At 32.1% G+C, this 16,250-nt stretch carries 20 protein-coding genes and 1 tRNA gene; 12 read left to right on the top strand and 9 right to left on the bottom strand.

Annotated features, from left to right (window positions below):
- Positions 1-46 precede the first annotated feature (46 nt).
- The 3 genes from P9515_RS06500 to P9515_RS06490 are packed head-to-tail and all read left to right on the top strand — an operon-like array spanning position 47 to position 3,938.
- Positions 47-988 (top strand): DMT family transporter, encoded by a 942-nt coding sequence (locus P9515_RS06500; RefSeq protein WP_011820655.1) that lies wholly within the window; start codon positions 47-49, stop codon positions 986-988.
- Positions 989-1,017: 29 nt separating this feature from the next.
- Positions 1,018-2,109 (top strand): glycosyltransferase family 4 protein, encoded by a 1,092-nt coding sequence (locus P9515_RS06495; RefSeq protein ID WP_011820654.1) that lies wholly within the window; start codon positions 1,018-1,020, stop codon positions 2,107-2,109.
- Positions 2,109-3,938, top strand: a complete 1,830-nt coding sequence (locus P9515_RS06490) for an ArnT family glycosyltransferase (RefSeq protein WP_011820653.1) — start codon at positions 2,109-2,111, stop codon at positions 3,936-3,938. Before P9515_RS06495 ends, P9515_RS06490 begins: the two co-directional genes overlap by 1 nt.
- On the opposite strand, the gene P9515_RS06485 is transcribed toward P9515_RS06490, so the two are convergent.
- The 5 genes from P9515_RS06485 to P9515_RS06465 all read right to left on the bottom strand — a co-directional run bounded on the left by P9515_RS06485 (position 3,935) and on the right by P9515_RS06465 (position 6,599).
- Positions 3,935-4,186, bottom strand: coding sequence for a hypothetical protein (locus P9515_RS06485; RefSeq protein WP_011820652.1), 252 nt, complete (start codon positions 4,184-4,186; stop codon positions 3,935-3,937). The two genes, P9515_RS06490 and P9515_RS06485, sit on opposite strands and share 4 nt — an antisense overlap.
- Positions 4,187-4,298: 112 nt before the next feature.
- A complete protein-coding gene (locus P9515_RS06480) occupies positions 4,299-5,084 on the bottom strand; it encodes an AEC family transporter (RefSeq protein ID WP_011820651.1) in 786 nt (261 codons plus the stop codon).
- Positions 5,085-5,282: 198 nt separating this feature from the next.
- Positions 5,283-5,507, bottom strand: coding sequence for a hypothetical protein (locus P9515_RS06475; protein WP_011820650.1), 225 nt, complete (start codon positions 5,505-5,507; stop codon positions 5,283-5,285).
- Between the two features lie 91 nt (positions 5,508-5,598).
- Entirely contained in the window at positions 5,599-5,865 is a 267-nt protein-coding gene (locus P9515_RS06470) for a SemiSWEET family sugar transporter (protein ID WP_011820649.1), read from the bottom strand.
- A complete protein-coding gene (locus tag P9515_RS06465; protein ID WP_011820648.1) occupies positions 5,865-6,599 on the bottom strand; it encodes an AhpC/TSA family protein in 735 nt (244 codons plus the stop codon). Before P9515_RS06465 ends, P9515_RS06470 begins: the two co-directional genes overlap by 1 nt.
- Positions 6,600-6,740: 141 nt before the next feature.
- Between P9515_RS06465 and fldA the strand changes: the two genes are divergently transcribed.
- The 3 genes from fldA (at position 6,741) to P9515_RS06450 (ending at position 9,197) form a co-directional block, all read left to right on the top strand.
- Positions 6,741-7,265 carry a flavodoxin FldA gene (gene fldA / locus P9515_RS06460; protein WP_011820647.1) on the top strand — a complete coding sequence of 175 codons (525 nt, stop codon included), beginning with the start codon at positions 6,741-6,743 and terminating at the stop codon, positions 7,263-7,265.
- Between the two features lie 143 nt (positions 7,266-7,408).
- On the top strand, positions 7,409-8,467 hold the full coding sequence (locus P9515_RS06455) for a chlorophyll a/b binding light-harvesting protein (protein WP_011820646.1): 1,059 nt from the start codon (positions 7,409-7,411) through the stop codon (positions 8,465-8,467).
- Positions 8,468-8,552: 85 nt separating this feature from the next.
- Positions 8,553-9,197 (top strand): DUF3386 domain-containing protein, encoded by a 645-nt coding sequence (locus P9515_RS06450; RefSeq protein WP_011820645.1) that lies wholly within the window; start codon positions 8,553-8,555, stop codon positions 9,195-9,197.
- A 10-nt stretch (positions 9,198-9,207) separates the two neighbouring features.
- Here the strand turns inward: P9515_RS06450 and P9515_RS06445 are convergent, their stop codons facing one another.
- Together P9515_RS06445 and P9515_RS06440 are read right to left on the bottom strand one after the other, a co-directional pair.
- On the bottom strand, positions 9,208-9,453 hold the full coding sequence (locus tag P9515_RS06445; protein WP_011820644.1) for a hypothetical protein: 246 nt from the start codon (positions 9,451-9,453) through the stop codon (positions 9,208-9,210).
- Positions 9,454-9,543: 90 nt separating this feature from the next.
- Positions 9,544-10,188 carry a methyltransferase domain-containing protein gene (locus P9515_RS06440; protein WP_011820643.1) on the bottom strand — a complete coding sequence of 215 codons (645 nt, stop codon included), beginning with the start codon at positions 10,186-10,188 and terminating at the stop codon, positions 9,544-9,546.
- A gap of 139 nt (positions 10,189-10,327) precedes the next feature.
- Between P9515_RS06440 and P9515_RS09810 the strand changes: the two genes are divergently transcribed.
- The 4 genes from P9515_RS09810 to P9515_RS06425 all read left to right on the top strand — a co-directional run bounded on the left by P9515_RS09810 (position 10,328) and on the right by P9515_RS06425 (position 13,528).
- Positions 10,328-10,498 (top strand): hypothetical protein, encoded by a 171-nt coding sequence (locus tag P9515_RS09810; protein WP_011820642.1) that lies wholly within the window; start codon positions 10,328-10,330, stop codon positions 10,496-10,498.
- A gap of 100 nt (positions 10,499-10,598) precedes the next feature.
- Positions 10,599-10,985 carry a DUF1824 family protein gene (locus P9515_RS06435; protein WP_011820641.1) on the top strand — a complete coding sequence of 129 codons (387 nt, stop codon included), beginning with the start codon at positions 10,599-10,601 and terminating at the stop codon, positions 10,983-10,985.
- A gap of 257 nt (positions 10,986-11,242) precedes the next feature.
- Positions 11,243-12,112, top strand: a complete 870-nt coding sequence (gene glyQ / locus P9515_RS06430) for a glycine--tRNA ligase subunit alpha (RefSeq protein ID WP_011820639.1) — start codon at positions 11,243-11,245, stop codon at positions 12,110-12,112.
- A gap of 135 nt (positions 12,113-12,247) precedes the next feature.
- A complete protein-coding gene (locus P9515_RS06425; protein ID WP_011820638.1) occupies positions 12,248-13,528 on the top strand; it encodes an iron uptake porin in 1,281 nt (426 codons plus the stop codon).
- 338 nt (positions 13,529-13,866) lie between these two features.
- Here the strand turns inward: P9515_RS06425 and P9515_RS06420 are convergent, their stop codons facing one another.
- Entirely contained in the window at positions 13,867-14,106 is a 240-nt protein-coding gene (locus P9515_RS06420) for a hypothetical protein (RefSeq protein ID WP_011820637.1), read from the bottom strand.
- Positions 14,107-14,183: 77 nt separating this feature from the next.
- Positions 14,184-14,849, bottom strand: a complete 666-nt coding sequence (locus P9515_RS06415; RefSeq protein ID WP_041710633.1) for a Fe2+-dependent dioxygenase — start codon at positions 14,847-14,849, stop codon at positions 14,184-14,186.
- A gap of 102 nt (positions 14,850-14,951) precedes the next feature.
- Between P9515_RS06415 and P9515_RS06410 the strand changes: the two genes are divergently transcribed.
- Entirely contained in the window at positions 14,952-15,974 is a 1,023-nt protein-coding gene (locus P9515_RS06410) for an extracellular solute-binding protein (protein ID WP_011820635.1), read from the top strand.
- Positions 15,975-16,026: 52 nt separating this feature from the next.
- Positions 16,027-16,111, top strand: a tRNA-Ser gene (locus tag P9515_RS06405).
- Positions 16,112-16,250 lie beyond the last annotated feature (139 nt).

Below are 16,250 nucleotides of genomic sequence, written 5' to 3'. Positions count from 1 at the left end.
AGGTACAAATCATAAATCTACTCTAAAAAGACTATCAGCAGACATAATGAATTCAATCCTAAATTGGTTTTTAATGATACTCCCTTTTGCACTTTGGGGGACATCAATGGCAGCTATGACCCCCTTAGTTTCTAGTGGGGGAGCTGATTTAGTCGCGTCATTAAGATTGCTGCCTGCAGGGATTCTTGTTCTTATTACAACATATTTAACTAAAAGAGATTTAAAAATTTATAAGTGCGATTTGAAATGGTTCTTGGTTTTTACAATAGTAGATGCGACTTTTTTTCAATTATTTTTAACATATGGGATCTCAAAGACAGGGGCTGGTCTTGGATCTGTTTTGATTGATTCTCAACCCTTGTTGGTAGCCCTATTGGCAAGAGCAATTTTTGGTAATTTAATTAATCCAATTGGATGGCTAGGATTACTTTTTGGTTTAGGTGGAATTATATTTTTAGGAGTTCCAAAAGAACTTTTGGAAAGTTGGTGGTTAATGTCTGATAAGAGTATTAACGATATTGCATTTAATGTTGGAGAATTGTGGATGCTTGGAGCTGCCTTCGCAATGGCCTTAGGAACAATTTTGATTAGATTTACTTGTACTAAAAGTGATCCAGTTGCAGTAACTGGATGGCATATGGTTTTAGGTAGTGTTCCTTTGATTATTAAACATTGTTTGCAAACAAATTTTGAATTAATACCGAATTGGTCAATACTTGATTGGGGATTAATGTCATTTGCAAGTATCTTTGGAGGGGCGTTGGCATATGGATTATTCTTCTATTTTGCAAATAATAAAGAAATAACAGGATTTAGCACTCTTGCTTTTTTAACTCCGATATTTGCACTCCTAAGTGGTGGTTTCTATCTAAATGAAAGATTAACAATCATTCAATGGATAGGAGTCGCATTTGTTCTGATTTCAGTTTTCTTTGTAAGCCAGAGAAAGTCTTTGTGGGAACTTTCCAATACAAAGACTAATATTTAGAAAGTGATACAAGATAATAGATTTTAATAATGAATATAGTTTTAATCAGTACTCCTATTGGGTTTTTGGGAAGTGGGAAAGGTGGAGGAGTTGAACTTACTCTTAATTCATTAGTGAGTGGTCTGCTGGCAAAAGGTCATACCGTAGATGTAGTTGCCCCCAAAAATTCTAAATTGTTAGAAACTAGTAAAAAAGCAAACATACATTTTGTAGAAGGAGAAGAGCAAAAAAGTTGGCAACATCGTGATTATTATTCTGCGGTATGCATACCAGATAATTCACTCTTATCAGGGATGATTGAAAAAGCAATAGCTATTGCAAAGAAATCAGATATAATTTTGAATTTTTCTTACGATTGGTTACCTATTTGGATGACTCTAAATATAAATATTCCAATCGCACATATTATTAGTATGGGTTCTGAAAGTTCTGTGATAAGTAATTTAATATCAAATGTTTACTCTAAATATCCTCGTAACTTTGCTTTTCATTCAAAGATACAAGCCTCTGATTATCCTTTTATTAAAAATCCAATTATTATTGGAAACGGATTTAAATTAGACAATTATATTTTTCAAGATTGTAAGGACGGCCCTTTGGGCTGGGTAGGAAGGGTTGCTCCTGAAAAGGGTTTAGAGGATGCAGCTTATGTAGCAAATGCAATTGGTGAAAAACTTAATGTTTGGGGAATAGTTCAAGATGAGTCATATGCAAAGAAAATTGAGGAATTATTTTCTCAAGGAACTATAGAATGGAGAGGTTTTTTAGAAACGGAACAGCTACAAAAAGAACTTGGTACTTGCAGAGCTTTACTTAATACCCCTAAATGGAACGAGGCTTACGGAAATGTAGTTGTTGAGGCATTGGCTTGCGGAGTGCCTGTCGTAACTTATAAAAGGGGAGGACCGAGTGAAATTATTCAGCATGGCAAAACAGGTTATCTCACTAAGCCCGATGATAAAGAAAGCCTTCTCTCTTATCTGAATATTATCGATAAGATTGATAGAAAAAATTGTAGAAAATGGGTTGAGGATAATGCTTCCTCAAATATATTTACAAGTAAAGTTGTGAACTGGCTAAATACAGTTATTAAAGAATATCAATTTAAAAATCATATTTAATGATACTTTTAAAGTCTGAAAAAAGATTATTTATTAACTCTAAAAAAAGGTTATTTACTTTTTTAATAATTTTGGTATTTGGAATAATAATTTTTCTTTTCGGTTTAGGCTCTACCGGATTAGTGGATGAAACCCCTCCTCTTTTTGCAGCGGCCGGGAAAGCAATGAGCGAATCAGGTGATTGGTTAACCCCAAAAGTAAATGGGATTTTACGTTTTGATAAGCCACCCCTTATATATTGGCTAATGGGCTTGTTCTATTCACTACCCAAAAACGAATTATGGGATAGCTTTGGAACAATTGCAGCAAGACTTCCTTCAGCATTGGCTTCATTATTTTTGATGCTAATAATTGGGGATACAATTTATTGTTGGCCTCAAAAGGGTGTAAGAAAATCATCAACTCCGATAGTGGCCTCTTTAGGATTTGCCTTGTCTCCATTAATAATCGTTTGGAGCAGAACTGCTGTAAGTGATGCTTTATTATGTGGAACTTTAGGGATAAGCCTTCTTTTGTTTTGGAGAAGAATGGCTAGTAATAAAAAAGATAATTGTATATCTCCTTGGGTTTTTATGGGGCTCGCGATTTTAACCAAAGGACCAGTAGCTTTTGTTCTTGCCACTTTGACTATTTCATCTTTTTTGTTCACTCAAAAGAATTGGAAGAAGTTGCTTGACAAAATAAACCTTAAAAAAGGAGTTTTAGTTACAGTTTTGATAAGTTTACCTTGGTATGTTTTAGAGCTGATAAAGGAAGGTAAACCGTTTTGGGATAGTTTTTTTGGATATCATAATTTCCAGAGATATACATCAGTAGTTAATAATCATTCAGAACCTATTTGGTTTTTTTTATACATAATGGTTGTAGGATCATTACCTTTTACTCCTTTTTTATTTCACGGAATATTAGAGGCTTATAAAGACTTAATAACTAGTTTAAAAAAAGGTTGCATACCTTCAGAAAGTTTATTTATTTATTGTTTATGTTGGTTAGGTTCAGTATTTGTTTTTTTCAGCATTTCTGCAACAAAACTTCCTAGCTACTGGCTCCCTGCAATTCCAGCAGCGGCAATTTTGGTAAGTAATAGTTACACGAAAATTCAAAATCAAAAAAAAGTATTTTCATCTTTGTGGATTATTAATCTTCTAATTCTGCTTGGGTTATCAATAGCCTTCTTTCTATCAAATATTTGGTTGGATGCAATAAATGATCCTGAGATGCCAAATCTTGCTTCAAATTTATTGAGTACTGGAATAATACTTAAGGCAAGATTGTTTTTCGTTGCCTTTACAATTATTGGAATTGTTTTGTTTGTCTTAAGATCTCCAAAGACTCTTATTTATCTTCAAATAATATTCTTTATAGGGCAAGCCTTTTTAATGCCACCAATTAGGAAATTAGGAGACACCTCTAGGCAATTACCCTTACGAAATATTTCTAAACAAATTCTAAATTCTCGTGAGGAAGGTGAAACTCTTGCAATGATTGGAATTAGAAAACCCTCATTGCATTTCTACACTAAACAGATTGTTTTTTATGAATCTAGTGCTGCGGAGGGAGTAATTAATTTGTTCGAGAGATTTAAATTTGAAAGAAGGACTAATTTTCAAGATAAACCAAACTATGAACATGAATACTTTTTGGTTGTAATAGATAAATATTCAGCTAAAAAAGAGCATTGGTCAAATATGAAACATCAAAAATTAGGTTCTCATGGAATTTATCATCTATGGAGGATCAAAAAAAGTGAATTGAATGCTCAATCAATAGATTTGCTAAATGATGGTTTTGAGGCTAACTGGAGAAAAAAACGAGTCGAAAAATTTTAACAAAGCTTTTTTTTAAGCATTTCATTCTTAAGGTCTTTCAAACTACATTTATTTGGAATTTCTACATTGTTTAAATTATCTAATAACTCTAGGTCTACGACAGAGTCTTCAGCTAAAAAACTGAAAACCTCATTGATACTGATCCCCATATCACGAGCCATTTCTGAAATGAGTCTTAAGGTGTCCCTTCTTACGGAGATTTTAAGATCTAGGGGGATATATTCATTTTTAGGATTTACTGACTTCATAATTTAAATCTTAAGACATTATGTAATTATCCGGACATATTGTTTACAATAATCAGTAAATATGTTGTTGGCAATGAATATATCTGCTTATTTATGAGACCTTATTTCTGATTTATTGAGAAAAACTCATCAAACTTGCCAAAATGGGTATTGTAATAATTGAAATTAATGTTGTTGTAAAAAGAATTGTGGCTGCAATTTTTTGATTTTTTTTGTAAGCTTCAGCCATTAAGATAGTTGATACAGCAGATGGCGTTCCTGCCTGAAGAACCATTGCTGAAACCTCATTTGAGCTAAAGCTAAGTATTTTGCTAAGAATAAATATAATTAGAGGCAAAATAATTAATTTCAAAATTATTGAATATTTAATATCTTTATTCAAATTAAAAAATTTAGTTTTGCTATTTGTGATTATTCCTAATCTTGTTCCAACAACAACTATTGCTAAAACAATTACTATTCTTGCTGGAATCCATAGATAATCTCCCAATATGTTTTCCAACCCAAAAAGATATACAATCAAGACACCAACTATGCCTCTTGAGGCAGGACTGTTTAGTATTGCATTTAAAAGTTTTTTTAAATTTAGGACGGTATTGTTATTAGTTTTTTTTTGTAATAAGTAGGGCCCAAATATCCAAGCAAATAATGTTGTTCCCAAGTCAAAACCTATAGTAAAGTTAATAGTACTTGTTGGAAGAAGCGCTAGCGCAATAGGGATCCCAAGAAATGAAGTATTACCTATTAAGCCAGCTAATTGTAAAGAGTAGTTAGGAAGTATGGTTTTAGTAATTGAAAAATAATTAATTAGAATTATTAAAAATCCAATTGCAAAAAAAGCAATCAAAGCAGTTTTAATTAAATCAAAATCAATTCCCTCTTTTAATAAGAGTCCCATTACGCTCAGAGGAATACCATATTTAATAAGTGGTAAAGAAATAGTTTCTGAAAGTTTTGGTTTCCTTTTTCCAATAAAAAAACCAAAAAATAAGAAAGGAATAATATTTATAAAAAGATCGTAAATAGTATTAGTTTATTTTTATTAAAGTAATGTTAGCTTTTATAGAGTAATGTAATGCTTTTTTTGGAATAAAATTTAAATTATTTTCCAAATAGCATTATCTGGAATCAAAGGAGTTTTCTTTAAATCTTCAGGTTCTTTTGTAAGAACTCGCCAATTTGGAACTCTACAGGTTACGTATGCAGGGCTTTCTATCAATATTCCGGGCTTTTCATCAAAAGTGCAACTGAAACCTTCCTTCCAAAAGCCACCTTCATTTAGACTTCCCTTAAACCAAACCCAGCATTTTGAAGATTTCAAAATTAAATTATCGTTATTTTTATAATACGCTTTATTTATGGATTATTCGAGTAAATTCATACTTTTGGATTGATTAATTATTACTACCTACTTATTTTTTAGAATAATAGATTTTTGAAATCAAGATAAGTAAATTAAGTATAAGAGTAATTATATTTGCAATAAGAATTGGTGATGATGAAATCTTATATCCATATATAATCCAAGAAACTACTCCAGTAATAAACATTATTAAAGTAATTAAAGAAACATCCTCTGCTTTTTTTGTCTTTAGGGTTTTAATTAATTGAGGTAAAAATGCAGCAGTGGTTAAAATTGCTGCAAAATATCCGAAAAATTCAATATTCAAAGAGTTCATTATCTACATTTCTCAGTTAAAAAAGCAATTGGGTCTTCCATTTTAGAAGAATAACCGAGTACATCATTTGAAAAATATGTATATAAAATTTGATCTTGATCATTTAAAAGAAATGAAGCGCCCCTTTGAGGTAAATACTTATTATCAATAATATAGTCATTCCAGTTCTTAAGAATTTCTATCATGTTATTTAATCTATATGTAGCTAATTCAAAAGGTCTTAAATAACCGTTTCCAAAAGTATATTTAAAAAAAACTCCAGAAAATTTGATTAAATTTAATAAGTTTATTTGGTCTTCATCAGAAAAAATTTGCTTTGCATTTTTATCACCTGTGTACCCCCTAATAACCTCCTTAATGGTTTTTAGTGAATTTATTCCAGATAACATAATTAACATATTAATCCAACCTCCTAAACCTATATCAACCCCTTTTGAAACCATAAGATCTTGGTGAAGTTTATTATCATTGACAACTGCTAAATTATTATTTGGAAATCCTGTGAATTTGCAAAATTTTTCTTTCCCAATATTATTTCCAATTGCGATTGCAAAAATATCTACATCTGTATTTTGATTATCGTCTATAAAATTTTTTAAATTAATTGCATATTCAAAACTATCAAAATCGCCTAAAAGTCCAAATATTGAAATTAATTTATATTTTTTTGAGCTGGAAAAATTAAAATCTTCAATTAGCTTATTAAGAATGTTTTTTTGATTTTTATTAATCATGCTTAGGAGCGGAACGAGTTCAATTTCTGGTAGAAACTATTTCATACGTAAATTTGTATAAAATTTTACATGAAAAAGTTTGTAAAAAAATTAATTTAACGTATTTTGATTTTATTATTTTAAGGTAAACAATTTGAAGTTATGACTGTAGGAATTTATTACGCAACTACAACTGGAAAAACAGAAGACGTAGCTGATCGTCTTCACAACTTTATTTCTTCAGCAGAATCACCTAAGGATGTATCTGATGTTGATGACCTTTCAGAATTTGAAGGGCTTGATGGGATCATTTGCGGTATCCCTACATGGAATACCGGAGCCGATGAGGAAAGATCCGGAACTGCTTGGGATTCAATACTTGAGGATATTGGAGAGCTAAGTTTGTCTGGTAAGAAAGTAGCTATTTTTGGCTTAGGAGATTCATCTACCTACACTGAAAACTATTGCGATGCAATGGAAGAACTTCATAGCTATTTCACAAAAGCAGGTGCTGATATGGTTGGCTACGTTGACAAGTCTTCCTATACATTTGATGAGTCAAAGAGTGTAATAGGTGAAAGCTTTTGTGGCTTGCCACTTGACGAAGATAGTGAATCTGATTTAACAGATTCTCGCCTAGAAACATGGGCTTCTCAATTAAAAGGTGAAATCCCTTCTCTGGGGTAAAACTTTAAAGATATTTCCTTTTTTTTTGTAACATTTGTTCTTTCGAAGCATGTTTTTTTTACATAAATAATTAAGACCTGTAAAGATCTTGTAAAAAATAGCCGAATTGGCAATAAGCTCAATTTGCTGTTTATTTAAATCAAGTGTTACAAAACTACGGAAAATCTGATGTTACCTATGACTGGTACGCAGGAAATTCTGGTGTTGTTGGCCGTTCAGGTAAATTCATAGCTGCTCATGCTGCTCATGCAGGACTAATGATGTTCTGGGCAGGGGCTTTTGGATTATTTGAATTAGCTCGTTATGACGCCAGCATTCCTATGGGTGCTCAAAAAGCAATTGTATTACCACATCTAGCGGGTATTGGGATTGGAGGAATTGAAAATGGAGTTATTACAGAACCATACGGTATTGTTGTAATTTGCACATTGCATCTAATCTTCTCAGCAGTATTAGGTGCTGGTGGATTACTTCATTCCAATAAATTTGCAGGTGATCTTGGTGATTATCCAGAGAATAGTAAGCCTCAAAAATTTGACTTTGAGTGGGATGATCCTGATAAGTTGACTTTCATACTTGGTCATCATCTTATTTTCTTGGGCCTTGGAGCAATAATGTTTGTTGAATGGGCTCGTATTCATGGTATTTACGATCCTGCTATTGGTTCAACACGACAAGTTGTCTACAATTTAGATATCGCTGCTATTTGGAATCATCAGTTTGATTTCCTTAAAATTGATAGTCTAGAAGATATTATGGGTGGTCATGCTTTCTTAGCATTCCTAGAAATTATTGGAGGAGTTTTCCATATTTGTACAAAACAATTTGGAGAATATACAGAATTCAAGGGTAAAGGATTATTAGGTGCTGAGGCTATTCTTTCTTACTCAGTAGTTGGAGTTTCTTATATGGCATTTGTAGCAGCTTTCTGGTGTGCTTCAAACACTACTATTTATCCAGTAGATCTTTATGGGGAACCTTTAAAGCTTTCATTTGAATTTGCTCCTTATTTTACTGACACTGTTGATTTAGGATCCGGAGCATATAGTTCAAGAGCATGGCTTGCCAATACTCACTTCTATTTAGGATTCTTTTTCTTACAAGGACATTTATGGCATGCTTTAAGAGCTATGGGATTTGATTTCAAGAAAATTGGTCAAGCGTTTGACAATATGGAAAATACAAAAATTACACAAAATTAGTTTTATTAACTAAATTAATTCCCCTCTATTTTTAATAGAGGGTTTTTTTTTGTAATATCATAATTAAACTTGCTTTTTTTTTATAATGTCGGAATTAGATTGCAAAGAAATTTTTCAAAAAGCTTATGAAAAAAGGTACACTTGGAATCCTGACTTTGGAGGCTATTCAGGTAAATGCGTTTTCTCTGTAAATAGTAATTCCTATGAGGGTGAGTTCTTTTTAGGGAAAGATTTTAAACCTGATATTCAGAATATTGATGATCAAGATATAGTCAAAAGTATTTCCTCGCAATTATTTGAAGTTGCTATACATCGAGTAAAAAGAAATTTTGAAGAAATTCACTCAAAAAATAACTTTAATTTGATTAAAGATTCAAATAGTGGAATTGAAATGATAGTCTCAGGTAAATCAGAGGGGGACAAATATAGAATCAAAAATAATTGTATAAATATGGTTTATAGAAAAATTCACGGGACCATCATAGAAATTTTTGTGCAAGAATTCTTAAATACCGGGAGTGGATTCTTAAGTAAAAAGTATACGAGTCAACAAATTGATCCAATTACTTTTAAAGCTAAAACCAAAAAGTTAGAATATGAAGATACATTTATAAATATTGGTTCTAAGGATATTTGGTTACTTAATTCTAGATTCATTAAATACTTAAATGAAAACCAAGAAGAAGAAATACAAAAATTTATTTTTGAAGATCTCTGCTTGCTAAGTTAATTTAAAAGCATCACTCTACCAACCTAAATCCTTTATCGAGTAATTTTTGATAAAGAAGCCTAGCTCTGAAAGCGAGAATTTGCTCTTCATTTTCATTGCTAATTACGTGAAAGTAATTATTATCGAGTTTATTTTTGCTAAAACATACATTTGCCTCTCCTAATCTTAAAGTCCAGTTTTCTTCTTTTGCTAAATGTTGTTTAGGGCCAAGATCCCATGGACATTTTTCAGGATATTTTTCTCTTTTAGAACCCATTGATTTTTTTTAACTATCCAATAATAAACATTATTTAAAAGTTAGGCTATTAATTTAAATATTATCAGAGTTGGTCGTCAAGGAAGTAACTTATAGTTTCTCTTTAGTAGCAATCAAACAATAAAAGGGATCATTTTTAAGGAAAGTAAAGAGATTAAAAGTTTGACCATTAAATTTTTTTATTATTCTTGGTTCAGTGAATCCATTTGTAATTAATACTTTTCTAACGTACTTAAGTCTCTCTTCTTCTGTTGAAGAAGTCCATATGTTTGGGGCTTTATGCCAAAAGGCTCTATTTGAAAAAGAAACTATAATTTTGCCTCTATTACTCAGAATTCTTGCAATTTCTTTTGTGAGTTTTTCTGGGTATTGTAAATATTGCCATGCCGCAACCATTAAACAACAATCTACACTTCCGCTCTCCAATGGTATATCTTGATTAACATTAAAGTTTTGAGTCCAATAAGAGTTTAGAGCCTTGTTACTCTCGAGTTCTTCTTTGTTTAATCCGTGTCCAATTACTTTTTTATAAATTTTTTCTGAAGGGAGATAACTATCCCAACTAGACATTAAATCAAGAATAGTTGAGGAATCCTTAATCTCATTTTTATAAAGAGAAGTTAAATAGTTCCTGAAATTTGAGTCTAAATGATAAACAAATTTTGGAGAATAGTAAAATTCTTCATCATTACTCTCATCATTTTTTTGCCTTTGATAATTATTTAAAACTTCCAAAATGTAAATTGAATTTGGTTTAATCTAAACCTTGAATTTCAATTTTGGGCTTGAGTAGTTACTTTTTCAAGATTTTTTGTAAAAAAAACTAGACAATCTAATAAAAAAAGTTAGATTATTTATTAACTCTTTAAATTATATGAATGAATTGAAAAGGGGTAAAAAAGCTAGGTCAAAGAGAACACTCTTCAATCCATATGCAAATGGAATAAGTTCATATGATTTAGCATATTTGTCTTCAAGAAGAGTTTTTAAAAATAAAACTATTCATTTACCAAGTGATTACCAAAAAAAGAATTTTGCTGCTTAAATTTTTTCAATACTATCTTTACTTCATCGGAGTTAAGGGATAAAAATAATTCATTAGAAGAAATTTGAACAGTTTTGATAGCTTTAAATTTTTCTAACAAATGGTTATAAATTCTTTAAATGACTTAAATAATCTTAAATCAGCACCTCATTTAAGAAAAAGTCAAATAAAAAAATTATTAAAAGAGCTAGAACAAAATATTCTTGATGCTGATTGGATAACAATAGGAATAATGGCACCTTGCGATTCTTTAGCTATTAAGGCCTTGAAGTCAATTTCTAAAAAATACTCCTCAATTACATTTAGGGATGTAGATTCCTTATATTCTGATGGAAGTGTTTTTTTAAAAGGTAATCAAAAAACTGGAAATGTTTACATTAGACCTGAAAATGGTCTTGGAGAGGGAATTTTATTAACATGTCAGTATGACGAGGATTCTGAAGAGTCTAGTACTTTTGGACCATTGCCATTAGATTTTTTTACCTAATTAATCTCTGATTTATGTTTTTATCAACGATTTTGCAATTCGAGACTTTCTTATCGGGAGAACTTCTTCAGACATTTGAGTTGATGATAACTTTTCTAGGTTTATTTGGCATTATTTTTTACTTACTTATGACAGCTGAAAATAAAAAATATTTTCAGAAACAGAAATAAGAATTTTCAAAAAATTTATTTTTTCTTTTAAGTGGTTTTGTTATTATATTCTTTGGCATTGATGTAACCTAGACAATTTTTAATTTAATGTTTTTTCAAGATATAATTCAAAATTTAAATAAATTCTGGTCTGAAGAAGGTTGTTTGATTATGCAACCTTATGACACTGAAAAAGGTGCAGGAACTATGAACCCGCATACTTTCCTTAGAGCAATTGGGCCCGAGCCTTGGAGTGTTGCGTATGCTGAGCCATGTAGAAGACCTACTGATGGAAGATTTGGAGATAACCCAAACAGGGCTCAACATTATTTTCAATATCAAGTAATCATTAAACCATCTCCTGATAGAATTCAAGAGAAATATTTATCTTCTTTAGAGTTTTTAGGTATTAACCCTAAGGAACACGACATAAGATTTGTAGAAGATAATTGGGAGTCCCCTACCCTTGGCGCATGGGGAGTGGGCTGGGAAGTCTGGTTGGATGGGATGGAGGTAACACAATTTACTTATTTTCAACAATGTGGGGGGGTTGACTGTAATCCAATTCCCATTGAGATAACTTACGGACTAGAGAGAATTGCGACGTTTTTGCAAGATAAAGAAAGTATTTGGGATTTAGATTGGAATAAAGATTTCAACTACAGCGATATTTGGCTTCAATTTGAAAAAAATCAATGCGAATTTAACTTTAGAGCATCAAATCCCGAAAACATGAGGAAACTATTTTCAATATATCAAGAAGAAGCTGTATCTCTTCTTGATAAAAAACTTACTTTTCCTGCTCTGGATTTTGTATTAAAATGCAGTCATTGCTTTAATTTGCTTGATGCTAGAGGAGTGATTTCAGTTACTGATCGTGCGCAATATATTGAAAAGATTCGAAAATTAGCTAGAGAAGTGGCATCCTCTTGGATAATTGAAAGAGAGTCTTTGAAATTTCCTTTATTAAAAAAATAATTTGATTAGAAAGCATCTGAAATAAGCTCCGTATCATTTGCTACATAGAAGTGAATCTATTAATCCTACTTAAAAATGTTACCCTCGATACAATTACTATACCCATTATTATGGGCATTTTTCGTGTGAGGTAAAATGAAACTCTTCCAAAAAATGTTAGTTGCTACAGCTTCTGTAGGCTTAATTGCTCCTATGGCTGCTCAAGCTTCTGACGTGTTGAACCTTGAGGGGATGAATGACTACAACAGTAGTAACAAATCATCTGCTACAAGTTTATTCGACAGTGAAACTTTCGTTAATGAAGTTAACGAAGAACTTGCAACACTAAAAGGACGTGTTGACGGTATTGAAGCTATTCAAAATGATTATGAGGCTGGTTCCTTTTCTGAGACAACAACACTTGACGGTAAAGTAATCTTCACTGTTGGTGCATTAAATGTTGAAGAAACAGGAGAAACTGAAGGTACTTTAGCTACATACATGTGGCAGGGTAACCTCAATACAAGTTTTACAGGTGATGATAATCTTTATGTTAGGTTGAAAACTGGTAATGCAACTGGTTGGCAAACTTCTTATACATATGGAACATATTTGTCTTCATCTAAAGGTAATGCCGACGCTATAAAAGTTGACAAAATTTGGTACACATTCCCTGTTGGTGAAAAACACACAGTTTGGATTGGTCCAAAAATTGAAAACTACTATATGCATGCGACTACTCCATCCATATACCAGCCTATAACTAAGCAATTTACACTAGGTGGTAACGGAGCAGCTTACGGTGCAAGTACTAACCCTGGATTTGGTTGGGCTTACAAAGCTGATAACGGTTTTGCAATCAGTTCAAACGTTGTAAGTAAAGAAGGCGATTCTACCAGTGGTTGGGGAACTAACGAATCTGCTACTAGTTGGGCTACTCAAATTGGATATACACAGCCAACCTACTCTGCTTCTGTAATTCTTAACATGAAGTATAACGGCTGGACTGACTCATATTACACAACTCCATTTGGTAAATTAAGACCAAACGGTGGTAATAGTTCAAACATCGGTTTGAGAGGCTGGTGGAGACCTGAAGATGCTGGTAAGGCGACCCCTTCAATCTCTCTAGGTTATGACACCTCAGAAACAGATGCTACTACCAACTCTAATACTACGGCTTATTTCGTAGGTTTAACATGGGAAGATACATTTACTCCTGATGATAAAATTGGAGTTGCTTTTGGTCAGCCTCAAACAAGAGAAGACGAAACAACTGTTGATCCTATAGCTTGGGAAGCTTATTATTCTTATCAAGTTAATGATTCTGTTAACGTTACTCCTGCAATATTCGGTGGATCCGATAGAGCTGGTAGTGCCGGTAGACAGGGTAGAGATCATTTAGGTGCTGTTGTTGAAACAACCTTTAAGTTCTAACTCAAAATTTAGAATGCCTTAAACGGTGTTTTATTTACTAAAACCGCTTTAATAAGCGGTTTTTTTTTTTTTAAGTTTATTTATATTTATCAATAATCATCTCTTTCCCCAATAGGGAGACGATTATATGATTTTTTTGCTTTATTTGTCCGAGTTATGTTAACGTTACTCCTGCAATATTCGGTGGATCCGATAGAGCTGGTAGTGCCGTTAAACAGGGCTGAGATCATTTAAGTGCTATGTTAAAAAATCTTTAAATACAAAAAAAACACCTTAAAAGGTGTTTTTTTATTTCTAAAACCGCTTTAATTAGCGGTTTTTTTTAAAGTTTATTATATTTACCAACAATTCTCTCCTTCCCCAATAGGAATACACAAACTAGATTTTTTGGCTTCATCTGCTAACTTTTGAGCTTCTTTATCTAGAATAAAATCAGCATCAACACTCATATCAGTGTTCCATTCTTTTAATCCTCCTAAATCATTTTCTCCTGCTTTAATAGAATTAGAATCTGCAGTATTGATAGCTAATACACTTGATGCTGCTATAAATAATGCTATTGAACTTCTTTTGGGCATTTAAGGTAAAATATCCGTACTATTTATATAGTACAGATATTGAGAGCTTTTTTCTACGAGATGTATAAAATGTTTCTTTAGTTACCTAGTAATCTCAATAAGTTTGAATAAGACTTAAAAATATTGTCAAGTTCGTCGGACCTCCCATATTTGGCTAATAAACCCTTCGCTCCAGCATCAAGGTCAAATAAATATTCTCTTTCCTCAATTGACTTAACATAACTTTCAATCCAGCCTACGCATACTAATCTTTCACCATTTTTAACTTTTTTTACGGAATGCAGGTATGTGCTTGGATAGATTATTATCTCTCCAGCATCTAGCTTTAATTTTTTTTCTGAATTTAGTGTTTCGATTACTAATTCACCACCCTGGTAATCGGCTTTGTTAGTTAATGAAATTGTAAAAGATAAATCCGACCTGCCTGAGGACATAAAAGGATTGTCAATGTGTCTTCCATAATGCATGTTTTGTAATGATTTTGTAAACATGATTCCATGGATTGTCTTTGGTAAAGCAAAACTTTTAATTAATGGGTTAGTGATGATTTTTTTTCTGATTAATTGAGAATATTTTTTTGAAATTTCAGAATTCCTATTTAATTGCAAATTTTCTTTGACTTTTGATGCCTGACTACCGGCGGTCATTTTGCCACTTTCCCAAAGTTCATTTTGCTTATTTAAATTTAGTTTTAATATCTTTAATTCTTCTAAATTTAGTAGCTTATAAGTTAAAAAATTCATTTTGATTATAAGAAATGATACAAGATGAGGTAAAGAAAATATCTTTTAGAATTCTTGTGCTTTTAATATATATAAAGTAACGATAGATACTATTTAGAAAAAGTGCAAAAACTCAAGAAATTGCTCTACTCAGCATTAACATGTACATTTCTTTTTAATGTTATTGCTCCTGTTAATTCCTCAGAAAGGGAAGTCAAGATTTACTCAGGCAGACATTACAATACTGACAGGAATGTTTATAAAAAATTTGCAGAGGAGACTGGAATTAAAGTTCGGCTTATTGAAGCTGCAGGAATATCTCTCATAGAGAGATTAAGAAGAGAAGGGAAAAACTCTCAGGCTGATTTGATTTTACTTGTTGATGCGGCCAGAATAACTAATGCTGCTAAAGCAGGCTTGCTTCAAAAAATTGAATCATCTAGCCTAGAAAATGATGTCCCCGTTGGATTAAAAGATCCTGGGAAAGAATGGTATGCATTGACAAGAAGAGTCAGGGTTATGGTTGTTAACCCTAAAGTTGTAGATGTAAGCAAAATAAAGGATTATACAGATCTAGCAGACCCCGCTTTAAAAGGTAAAGTGTGTCTAAGGAATAGAAAGAGTCCATATAATCAATCCCTCGTTGCAAATCAAATTGTTAATAAGGGGCAAGAGGCTACAAAAACATGGTTAAACGGAATGATTTCTAATGTTTCCCAACCTTTTTTCCCTGGCGATATTTCAATAGTTAGAGCCGTTTCGAAAAAGAAATGTGGAGTTGGAATAGTTAATCATTACTATGTCGCAAGAATGCTTGCCGGTGTAAATGGTAGAAGAGATACTTTGTACGCCAGAAAAACAACTGTTATTACCCCTAATCCAGCACATGTAAATATTAGTGCGGGAGGAGTTGCTAAATATGCCACAAATAAAGCTGAAGCCGTTAAACTTCTAGAGTTTTTAGCTTCTCCTGAAGGAAGTAAAGGATTAGCCGCTCCTACTTTCGAACATCCATTAAAAGAGGTTAATCAAAATCAGATTGTTAAAAACTTTGGCGAATTCACTCCTGATAAGGTAACTGTTGAGGACCTTGGAAATAATAATTCAATAGCTATTAGAATGATGAGAGAAGCTGGTTGGGATTAAAGAATATGATATCCATTATTTTTATACCTTATTTCATTTAGCATTTAATTACGGAGAGGTGGCTGAGTGGTCGAAAGCGAACGACTCGAAATCGTTTAACAGGAGACTGTTCGTGGGTTCGAATCCCACCCTCTCCGTTTTTCTATATTGTCTGACTCTTTCGGGGCATTCTAATAGGGTCAAAATAGTTTTAAATAAAAGCATTAACTTTTATTTTTCTATTTTCTTCACAAAGATTTTTTCTTTTGTCAAGAGATTTTAGACAATGTCAAACCT

Origin of the sequence: Prochlorococcus marinus str. MIT 9515 (assembly GCF_000015665.1) — a bacterium.
Taxonomy (GTDB): Bacteria; Cyanobacteriota; Cyanobacteriia; order PCC-6307; family Cyanobiaceae; genus Prochlorococcus_A; species Prochlorococcus_A marinus_P.
Note: the sequence above shows the minus strand (reverse complement) of the source record. Positions and strands in the feature narration are given on the sequence as shown.